Annotated in this window: 10 protein-coding genes; 4 read left to right on the top strand and 6 right to left on the bottom strand. The window is 62.0% G+C overall.

The window, feature by feature from the left end:
- Window positions 1-221 precede the first annotated feature (221 nt).
- The 3 genes from hemH to mutY all read right to left on the bottom strand — a co-directional run bounded on the left by hemH (window position 222) and on the right by mutY (window position 2,914).
- On the bottom strand, window positions 222-1,265 hold the full coding sequence (hemH, locus tag B7G66_RS01240; RefSeq protein WP_040510333.1) for a ferrochelatase: 1,044 nt from the start codon (window positions 1,263-1,265) through the stop codon (window positions 222-224).
- A gap of 328 nt (window positions 1,266-1,593) precedes the next feature.
- Window positions 1,594-1,725, bottom strand: a complete 132-nt coding sequence (locus B7G66_RS18915) for a hypothetical protein (RefSeq protein WP_003616946.1) — start codon at window positions 1,723-1,725, stop codon at window positions 1,594-1,596.
- Window positions 1,726-1,825: 100 nt separating this feature from the next.
- On the bottom strand, window positions 1,826-2,914 hold the full coding sequence (gene mutY / locus B7G66_RS01235; RefSeq protein WP_003616950.1) for an A/G-specific adenine glycosylase: 1,089 nt from the start codon (window positions 2,912-2,914) through the stop codon (window positions 1,826-1,828).
- A gap of 148 nt (window positions 2,915-3,062) precedes the next feature.
- On the opposite strand from mutY, the gene B7G66_RS18585 reads away from it, so the two are divergent.
- Both B7G66_RS18585 and B7G66_RS01225 read left to right on the top strand, forming a co-directional pair.
- Complete coding sequence (locus tag B7G66_RS18585; RefSeq protein WP_048858773.1) at window positions 3,063-3,512, top strand: DUF721 domain-containing protein; 450 nt, start codon at window positions 3,063-3,065, stop codon at window positions 3,510-3,512.
- A 164-nt stretch (window positions 3,513-3,676) separates the two neighbouring features.
- Window positions 3,677-4,006, top strand: coding sequence for a hypothetical protein (locus tag B7G66_RS01225; protein ID WP_040510336.1), 330 nt, complete (start codon window positions 3,677-3,679; stop codon window positions 4,004-4,006).
- Window positions 4,007-4,494: 488 nt separating this feature from the next.
- Here the strand turns inward: B7G66_RS01225 and B7G66_RS01220 are convergent, their stop codons facing one another.
- Genes B7G66_RS01220 through B7G66_RS01210 form a run of 3 tightly spaced genes read right to left on the bottom strand, consistent with a single transcriptional unit; the run spans window position 4,495 to window position 6,288 of the window.
- A complete protein-coding gene (locus B7G66_RS01220) occupies window positions 4,495-5,142 on the bottom strand; it encodes a phosphoribosylanthranilate isomerase (RefSeq protein WP_003616955.1) in 648 nt (215 codons plus the stop codon).
- Window positions 5,143-5,144: 2 nt separating this feature from the next.
- Window positions 5,145-5,870: an orotidine-5'-phosphate decarboxylase gene (gene pyrF / locus B7G66_RS01215; RefSeq protein WP_003616956.1), complete on the bottom strand. Its 726-nt coding sequence runs from the start codon at window positions 5,868-5,870 to the stop codon at window positions 5,145-5,147.
- A gap of 4 nt (window positions 5,871-5,874) precedes the next feature.
- Window positions 5,875-6,288 (bottom strand): LapA family protein, encoded by a 414-nt coding sequence (locus B7G66_RS01210; RefSeq protein ID WP_003616957.1) that lies wholly within the window; start codon window positions 6,286-6,288, stop codon window positions 5,875-5,877.
- Window positions 6,289-6,448: 160 nt separating this feature from the next.
- Between B7G66_RS01210 and B7G66_RS01205 the strand changes: the two genes are divergently transcribed.
- Entirely contained in the window at window positions 6,449-6,739 is a 291-nt protein-coding gene (locus B7G66_RS01205; protein ID WP_003616958.1) for a hypothetical protein, read from the top strand.
- 208 nt (window positions 6,740-6,947) lie between these two features.
- Window positions 6,948-8,348, top strand: coding sequence for a M20/M25/M40 family metallo-hydrolase (locus tag B7G66_RS01200; protein ID WP_003616960.1), 1,401 nt, complete (start codon window positions 6,948-6,950; stop codon window positions 8,346-8,348).
- Window positions 8,349-8,396: the final 48 nt, after the last annotated feature.

Genomic DNA, 8,396 nt, shown 5'->3' with positions numbered 1-8,396 from the left:
TAGAAAAAGCTTCACCAAAAACCTTTATAATTTCAGGATGTTATTAAGCCTGACTGTTTTAAACAGCCTGCTAAAGCTTCGATAAAATATTGCCGGTCTGTGCAAGGGTAACATCTGAAACATTTATTATTCAGGCTTTACCATGTCGGTTTTTTCAAATGTTCTGACATGAAGGAAAGGCGTCCCGTACTGGTCGGGATGCCTTCCTTTTTTATGTCCCCTCACTCTGGCGTGGCAGGTGCGTCAGTCCAGCCCCGCAATTCGTTGCGGATAAGCGTTTCAAGCATATCAATCGCAACCGGGGCGTTGTTCAGGCAGGGGATCAGTGTCAGTTCTTCGCCCCCAGCCTTAAGGAAGGCTTCACGCACTTCATTGCCGATTTCATCCAGCGTTTCGATACAGTCAGAGACAAAGCCCGGCATGATGACCGCGATCCGTGTCACGCCCTGTGCGGGCAGGGATTCGATATACGGCGCGGTATAGGGTTCCAGCCATTTGGCCGGGCCGAAACGGGACTGATACGTCAACGGCATCGTATCCGCATCATATCCCGTGGCAGTGCGCAGGGCTGCGATCGTGCGTTCGCAGTCGGCGGGATAATGGTCGCCTTTTTCCACATACTGTTTGGGCAGGCCATGAAAGGATGCGACGATTTTCTGTGGCGCGACGGGCAATGTCGCAAGATGTTCGCGCACCCGCGCCGCAAGCGCGGCGATATAGGCCGGATGATCGGGAAAGGGCGGTAGCGTGCGTGTCGCCGGCTGGTTGCGCAGGCGCATTAACGCGCGAAATGCCTGGTCGTTGGCCGTGGCGGTGGTTGTGGCGCTGTATTGCGGGTAAAGTGGCGCGATAAGGATACGATCGCATCCCTGCCGGATCAGGTCATGCAGCGCGCTGGCGGTTGTGGGGGTGCCATAGCGCATGCCCCATGCCACCCTGATTCCATCGGGGGCCAGCCGTGCGGCCAACCCTTCGGCCTGATCGCGGGTATAGGTACGCAGCGGGCTTTCATCACGGTCGGTGTGCCAGATACGCTGGTATGCGGCGCCTGTCTTGCGCGGGCGGAAGGTCAGCACGATCGCATTGAGGATCGGCTTCCAGATCAGGGGATTCGCCTCGATGATGCGGCGGTCCGACAGGAACTCCCCCAGATAGCGGCGAATGGCCGCATATCCCGTCCCATCAGGGGTTCCGAGGTTGCTCAGAAGGACGCCCACCCGAGGCGTGTGGGGCGGTGAATCCCGATGGATGGTTATGAATGTCATGGGGGTATTATGCTACAGGAGGAAACGTCTTTATGCAAAAGCCTGCGTCAGGAATATCCTGCGGAATATGGCGGCATTCCTTGGGTGGTTCTGTCCAACGGTTTCAGGATGCCGTCGCCCTGCGTGGGGCTGTTTCCAGATCCCCTTGTGATAGGCAATGACAAACCTTAAGGGTGCCGCCTTTTGATCGAAAAAGACGGCGTTTTCTGAAGCTTTTTAGAAAAAGCTTCAGAAAAAACCTTTATAATTTCAGTGTGTTGTCGCGCCTGACTTTTCAAACAGCCTCATTAGGAAACTGCGCAAGAATTCTGTGATTTCAGGGGCGGGATCAGCGTCGGTTGCGGACACGGACCGGCTGGGCCTGTGGGGCGAGGCCCCTGGCGCGCACAAGGTGAAGTGCTGCGGCCACACCCACGGAAAGGGCGAGCATAAACGGTGAAAGAAGCTGGACAACGGTCATGATACGGTCCCTTTCCACATCGCGGTTTTTCAGTGAACCGCGATGGGTGTGTCCGCGTCAATGAAAAAAGTGCCATCCATGGGTGGCCCGTACATTCGTTTCATTCCACGCACTCCTGCGCCAGCGCAATACACTTGCGCATCAGGGAGGCGATACCCATTTGTTCCAGCCGCACCACAGGAAAAACCAGCCCGCCATCACGCGCGATGGCGTTGGTGAAGCGTGTAACATGCGCCGCATAGACATCGACGATCAGTGTGAAATGGGTAAAGACATGCTTTACCTCCCCCACATGACGCCAGTGGGGGGCAGGCCGTCCCGGCGGGGCATGGCGCAGGCCTTCGTCGCGCGACCAGCGTTCGGCCCGCCATTGCGGCCCCGGCAGGCCCAGTGTGCCGCCAAGCAGGCCGCTTTCCTCGCGCCGGTGCAACAGCAGGTGGTCACTGGCGTCGGTCATGTAAAAATGGATGCCGTACCTGGTGGGACGCGGGGCCTTTGGGATTTTGCGCGGCAGGGTGGCGGCGATTCCCTCCCGCAGTCCCGCGCATGCGCCCTGCCACGGGCACAGCGCGCATGCCGGCGCGCGTGGCGTGCAGATCCCCGCGCCAAGGTCAAACAGGGCCTGTGCGAAATCCGATGGGCGGTCATGCGCCAGCGGATCATCATTCAGGTGCGTCGCCTGTCGTGCGATGGCGGGGCGCGCGCGTGGCAACGGGTCGGTCATGGCGAACAGGCGCGTGGTGACACGTTCGACATTGCCATCAACCGGCACAACGGGACGGGCGAACGCGATTGCGGCGATCGCGGCGGCGGTATAGGGGCCAATTCCCGGCAATGTGCGCAGCCCCTCCACCGTGTCGGGGAATCGTCCATCCATATCGCGCACCACCATCTGTGCGCAGGCATGCAGGTTTCGCGCCCTGGCATAGTAGCCGAGTCCCGCCCACGCCCCCATAACGGTATCCTGGTCCGCACGGGCAAGGTCGCGCACGGTCGGGAACAGGTGTGTGAAGCGTTTGAAATAGGGGATGACGGCAGTGACCGTCGTCTGCTGCAGCATGATTTCGCTGAGCCAGACATGATACGGATTTGCGGTTTGCCCCGGCAGGGCACGCCATGGCAGGGTGCGGCGATGCCGGTCATACCAGCGCAACAGTTCGGCAGCAGAAGGTGACGCAGAAGGTGACACAGGGCCGCTTATGACGAAGGAACCGACACGGGGCAAGCGAAAGAACGCCGCCAGTGCCCCCCAGCCCGCATCGGCCGGGTCCACCCGCGCCACACCGCAGGCGGAGGCCCCGTACCGTGCCCGCCGGTTGCGCAGTCTTGGCGCATTGATGCCGGGCGTGACCCGTCCCGCCTTTCGCAAGCAGTCGCCCGCCGCCGTGCAGGTGATGCTGGACTGGCCTGATATCGTGGGGCCGGAACTGGCCCGTGCGACGGTTCCGCGCCGCCTGTCGGCCGGGACGTTGACGGTGGCATGCGTCGGGCCCGTCGCGACAGAGTTGCAGCATCTGGCCCCCGTCGTGATCGCGCGGATCAACGGCGTGTGTGGTGCGGGTGTCGTCAGCAGGCTGAAGATGTTGCAGGACATTACCCTTCGTCCCACCCCGCCGCCGCCTCGCCCGCGTCCGGTGCCTGTGCCGGTGGTGATCGGGGACATGCCCGAAGGACCGCTGCGCGATGCGCTGTCACGTCTGGGGGGATGGGTGGAGCAGCGCGGCACGGCACATCGCGAAGGCGTGGCTAGGGGCGGCATTGTGAAACCGCGCGGCGGTATTACATAATGATGGCGGGCGGCCATGAAACCGTCGCGAAAAGGACGCTTTTGCAGGACATGAACGCGCACGCACCGCCGGGATGGTCCCGACAGGGGCGTGGAGCATGCCCGCAGCAGGGGTAATGCGTCACCACCCGCAAAAGGGGTGATGAAGAAAAAGGATCTGGGTCGATGCGCAGGATTGCAATGGTGCTGGCGGTGTCGCTTGGACTGGTCAGCGTATTGCCGGCGCCGTCCGCCTATGCCTGGCATGGTGGCGGTGGCTGGCATGGTGGTGGCTGGGGCGGCGGTTGGCGCGGCGGCGGCTGGGGTTGGGGCTGGGGCGGTTTCGGTGCGGGGATGATGGCCGGGGCGATGATGGGGCGCGCGTTTTCACCCTATCGCTATTATGGCTATCCCTATCCTTACCCTGTCTACAGGTATCCCGCGCCCTATCCTTATTATGCCTATCCGCCGCCGCCCCCTCCACCACCACCGGTTTACGGCTATCCCTATCCCTGAGGGCGTTTTTGCGGGCCGACCGGTGACAAGGATATGGCAAAGATTTCCAGGCGTTGCCTTTATTTCTGGAAAGGCAACGCCTTTGATCGGGTGGATTGTCCGAAAAACAGGCCAGGTTCCTGGATGCGGGTTTTTCTGAAAATCAATATTATGGAACAGTTTTTGAGAGACTGCCTGAAAAGTCAGGCTTGATAACACACTGAAATTATAAAGGTTTTTGGTGAAGCTTTTTGCAAAAAGCTTCAGAAGACGCTGCCTTTTTCGATCAAAAGGCAGCACCCAAAAACTTTTGTTTTTTATCAATGACCTGTTTTCAAACACTCTCTTAAAAAAGATCCCCAAAATATTTTATGATTCCATAGGGGATGCTGGCCGTGCGTTTTCAAACGGCGTTCATCAATGTATGCTGTTTTCCAGATGTTTTTGTGCATAAAGCCTCGGCCACATCGCGGTTGTGAAACAAAGGCGAGCGTGGAAACATGTGTCCCTCAGGTCGCGCCTGTCGTGCGGTGGACGCCATGTGCTGATGCGATGAAGGCGCGGATCAGGGCAGGGGATTTCACCCCCGGCGCGCTTTCCACGCCGGAGGAGACGTCAACCGCAGGTGCGTCGCTGCGCATGATGGCGTGTGCCACGTTATCGGGGTTCAGGCCACCGGCCAGCATCCAGGCAACGGGGGGCCGCCATCCATGTGTCAGGCCCCAGTCAAGGCATACGGCATTACCGCCGGGGCGCGTGCTGCCTGCTGGCGCGCGGGATTCGATGACAAGCCCGTCAAGCCCGGTATCGTGGGGCAGGTCGGCGCGCGTTGCGACCCCGACCGCCCGCCATACCGGCAGGCCAAAGCGCGCACGGATTTCCATGGCGCGCGGTTCGGGGGCATAGACCTGCAAACCGTCAAGCGTGACCGTGCCAAGGACATGTTCGATATCCGCATCCGTCGGCTTTACGAACAGGCCAATCCGCCCCGGCCCGCCAGTGGGCACCCGTGCCGCCAATGTCGCGGCCATTGTGGGGGTGATGTTGCGCGGCGAGGGGCCAAAAAATACGAATCCGACCCAACGGGCACCGCCATCCATCGCGGCATCCAGTGCCGCGCGATCGGTAATGCCGCAGATCTTGACCCCGACCGTCATGGTCAGGCCGACAGTTCCGCCGCGATGGCCGCCGCCGCCGCCGCCGGGTCGGGCGCGCGGGTGATGGGACGCCCCACCACGATCCAGTCCGCGCCTGCCGCGTGGGCCTGTGCCGGGGTCATGATGCGTTTCTGATCGCCCACCGCACTGCCTGCGGGACGGATACCGGGCACCACCAATACCGGTTCATCACCCAGTGCCGCGCGCAGCAGGCGGATTTCGTGGGGGGAGCAGATCAGCCCGTCTGCCCCGGCCGACACCGCAAGGCGGCCCAGCCGCACCACCTGGTCCGCCACATCCGACTCGACCCCGGTTTCATGCAGGGCGTCGTCATCAAGGCTTGTCAGTACTGTCACCGCCAGCAGCAGCGGGCGTTCCCCTTCGGCAAAGGTCTCGTCAATCGCCCGGCGCGCGGCAGCCACCATGGCCCGTCCGCCCGATGCATGGATCGTCAGCATCGCCGGGCGCACCCGCGCCAGGCTGCCGATGGCTGACGCCACGGTGTTGGGGATGTCATGCAGCTTCAGGTCAAGGAACAGCGGCCTTGTGCCTGCGACCTCGCGCACGGCCTCAAGCCCCTGTGCATAGGTAAACTCCAGCCCCAGCTTGACCATGGGTGACGCATGCGCGGTCGCGTCACGCCATGCGATGGCCTGGCCACTGTCCTTGGTGTCGAGCGAGACAATCAGGCGGGTCTGGCGGGGCTGGCGTGTATGGCCTGCGGGCATGGGGTCAGGTCCTGTTTTCGTCGTGGGGCGGGGCAGGGATGGTGGGGGTGGGCGCCTGCGTAATTGTAATCTGTGGCTGCGCAGGGGCGATGGGTGCGGCAGCATATGCGGATGGGGGAGTGGCCGTTGCGGCCATCGCGGCATTGGCCGCAAGGCTTGCACGCAGGGTTGCCGTTTCGGTCTCCAGCGTGCGGACCTGCTGTTCCGCCTTGCGGGCGCGGCGGATCTGTCCCAACGTCCCGATCCATGCGCAGACATAACCCAGCGCATAGAATACTGCCCCCGTCACCAGCGCCAGTACGCCGGGGGAGGAGTCCCATTTCAGTTCCAGCCATGTCATGGGGGTCGAGCCCTGGTTGCAGGCAGCCAGGATAATGAGCCCGAGCACGAACGGCAGCGTGATGAACAGACGGATCATGATGCGCTTCCCTAGCGTCAAGGATTTTCCCCTGCAAGGAAAACCCTGTCGGGGCAGTATGGTCACGATGTTTGTGACAGCATGAAAGCTTGATCCCGCTGGTGCAACATGATGTCGTGGATGACCGGATTGCCACAAACGCGCGGCGGAAAGGGGCGGGATGGGAAAAGTCATTGCCTTTGGTGCCGCCACCCGGCGGGATGACGCGATGTGGGGCGTGGTTGCGACCCTGGGTCGGCGCATGCGTGTCGCAAGCCTGTATGCCACGCGGCAGGCGGCGTTGGCGGATTGCGAATGGCGGATGCAGCAGGTCGCGGCCTATCGTGCGTTCCTGCGGCAGTCGGGGCAGCCTGCGCCGGTTTATGATATCCGCCCCGTGCGCCGTGCGGACCTGCCGCGCGGATGGCGTCCGCTGCCGGCGCTGGGCTTCCTGCGGGGACAGTTCTTCTGAATGTGGCATAACTGGATGCGGCATAACGTGGCATATGGTGTGTTGTGCCCGTCCCCCCGTCCCCCCGTCGTCCCATAGGGTATGACCGGTCAGTCCCCTGGCGGGATTGCATTTTCACCGCATCATTCGCACAGTCGCGCGCGTTGCGCCCGATGGGGCGCCCCCGACACGCCATCCAGAACCAAAGCAGCCAAGGACCGAGAGACTGATGACCGAAATTCCCAGTGACCTGACGCCTGTGCTCGATCAGGTTGATCGCGCCCTTGACGATAGCCTGTCGCGCCTGTTCGGTCTGCTGCGTATTCCCAGTGTCTCCACCCGGCCTGAACATGCGGGTGACTGCCGTGCGGCGGCGCAATGGCTGTGCCAGGAGCTGGAGGGAATCGGTTTTTCCGCGCGCCTGTGTGAAACGCCGGGCCATCCGGTGGTGGTCGCCCATGACCGCACCCCGCCACAGGGACCGCATGTCCTGTTTTATGGCCATTACGATGTGCAGCCGGTTGATCCGTTGAACCTGTGGCACAGCGACCCGTTCGAACCGACCATGGTGACGCGCGATGATGGTGCGCGCCAGATCGTCGCGCGCGGTGCGTCCGATGACAAGGGACAGGTCATGACCTTCATTGAGGCCCTGCGCGCCATCCGTGCGACGCATGGTACGATGCCGGTGCGCATCTCCCTCGTCATCGAGGGGGAGGAGGAAAGCGGTGGTCCCAACCTCGTGCCGTTCCTGACGGCGCACCGCGATGAACTCGCCGCTGATATCGGTCTGATCTGCGATACCGGCATGCTGGGCGCGACACCTGCCATCACGACTGCCCTGCGTGGCATGGTGGGGGAGGAAGTGACCCTGAAATGCGCCACGCGCGACCTGCATTCGGGCATTTACGGCAATGCCGCGCGCAACCCGATCGAATTGCTGTGCACGATCCTGTCTTCTGTGCGTGATCGTGAAAGTGGTCGCGTCACGTTGCCGGGATTTTATGACGGTGTGCGTGAACCTGCCCCCGAACTGCGCCAGCGCTGGCGCGAGATCGCGCCTGATGACGCGACCTTCCTTGGCGAAGTTGGCCTGTCGCACCCTGCGGGGGAGACGGGATACACCGCCATAGAGCAGACATGGTGCCGTCCGAGTTTCGAGATCAATGGCATTTGCGGTGGCTATACCGGTGAAGGGTTCAAGACGGTCCTGCCTGCGATGGCGTCGGCCAAGGTGTCGTTCCGTCTGGTCGCAGGGCAGGACCCGGTGCGCGTGCGCGAAAGTTTCTGCAGCCATGTGCGTGCCGCCCTGCCGGCGGATTGCACCGTGGAATTCACCCCCCATGGCGGGTCGGGCGCGTGCGTCGTGGCCGATGACGCCACCGGCCTGCGCCCGGCCCTTGCGGCGCTGGGCGCGGAATGGGGCATGCCTGCCGTCACCATCGGTTGTGGCGGTTCCATCCCCGTTGCTGCCGATATGCGCAATATCCTTGGCATGTCGGCGCTGCTGATCGGGTTTGCGCATGATGATGACCGCGCCCATTCCCCGGACGAGAAATATGACCTCGTCTCCTTTCACAAGGGCATCCGGTCGTGGGTGCGCATCCTGCACGCCTTTGCGGCGGCCTGAACTTAGAGATTGTTTGAAAACAAACCATTGATAAAAAACAGGAAAAGT

It is taken from the genome of Novacetimonas hansenii JCM 7643 (genome assembly GCF_000964405.1).
Classification (GTDB): Bacteria; Pseudomonadota; Alphaproteobacteria; order Acetobacterales; family Acetobacteraceae; genus Novacetimonas; species Novacetimonas hansenii.
The sequence above is the reverse complement of the archived record's forward strand: the minus strand, read 5'-3'. Positions and strand labels throughout refer to the sequence as shown.

Bases quoted from the DNA above. Each gene is read 5' to 3' on its own strand.
- hemH (WP_040510333.1), bottom strand. From the start codon at position 1,265: ATGACATTCATAACCATCCATCGGGATTCACCGCCCCACACGCCTCGG.
- B7G66_RS18915 (WP_003616946.1), bottom strand. From the start codon at position 1,725: ATGACCGTTGTCCAGCTTCTTTCACCGTTTATGCTCGCCCTTTCCGTG.
- B7G66_RS18585 (WP_048858773.1), top strand. From the start codon at position 3,063: ATGCCGGGCGTGACCCGTCCCGCCTTTCGCAAGCAGTCGCCCGCCGCC.
- B7G66_RS01225 (WP_040510336.1), top strand. From the start codon at position 3,677: ATGCGCAGGATTGCAATGGTGCTGGCGGTGTCGCTTGGACTGGTCAGC.
- B7G66_RS01220 (WP_003616955.1), bottom strand. From the start codon at position 5,142: ATGACGGTCGGGGTCAAGATCTGCGGCATTACCGATCGCGCGGCACTG.
- pyrF (WP_003616956.1), bottom strand. From the start codon at position 5,870: ATGCCCGCAGGCCATACACGCCAGCCCCGCCAGACCCGCCTGATTGTC.
- B7G66_RS01210 (WP_003616957.1), bottom strand. From the start codon at position 6,288: ATGATCCGTCTGTTCATCACGCTGCCGTTCGTGCTCGGGCTCATTATC.
- B7G66_RS01205 (WP_003616958.1), top strand. From the start codon at position 6,449: ATGGGAAAAGTCATTGCCTTTGGTGCCGCCACCCGGCGGGATGACGCG.
- B7G66_RS01200 (WP_003616960.1), top strand. From the start codon at position 6,948: ATGACCGAAATTCCCAGTGACCTGACGCCTGTGCTCGATCAGGTTGAT.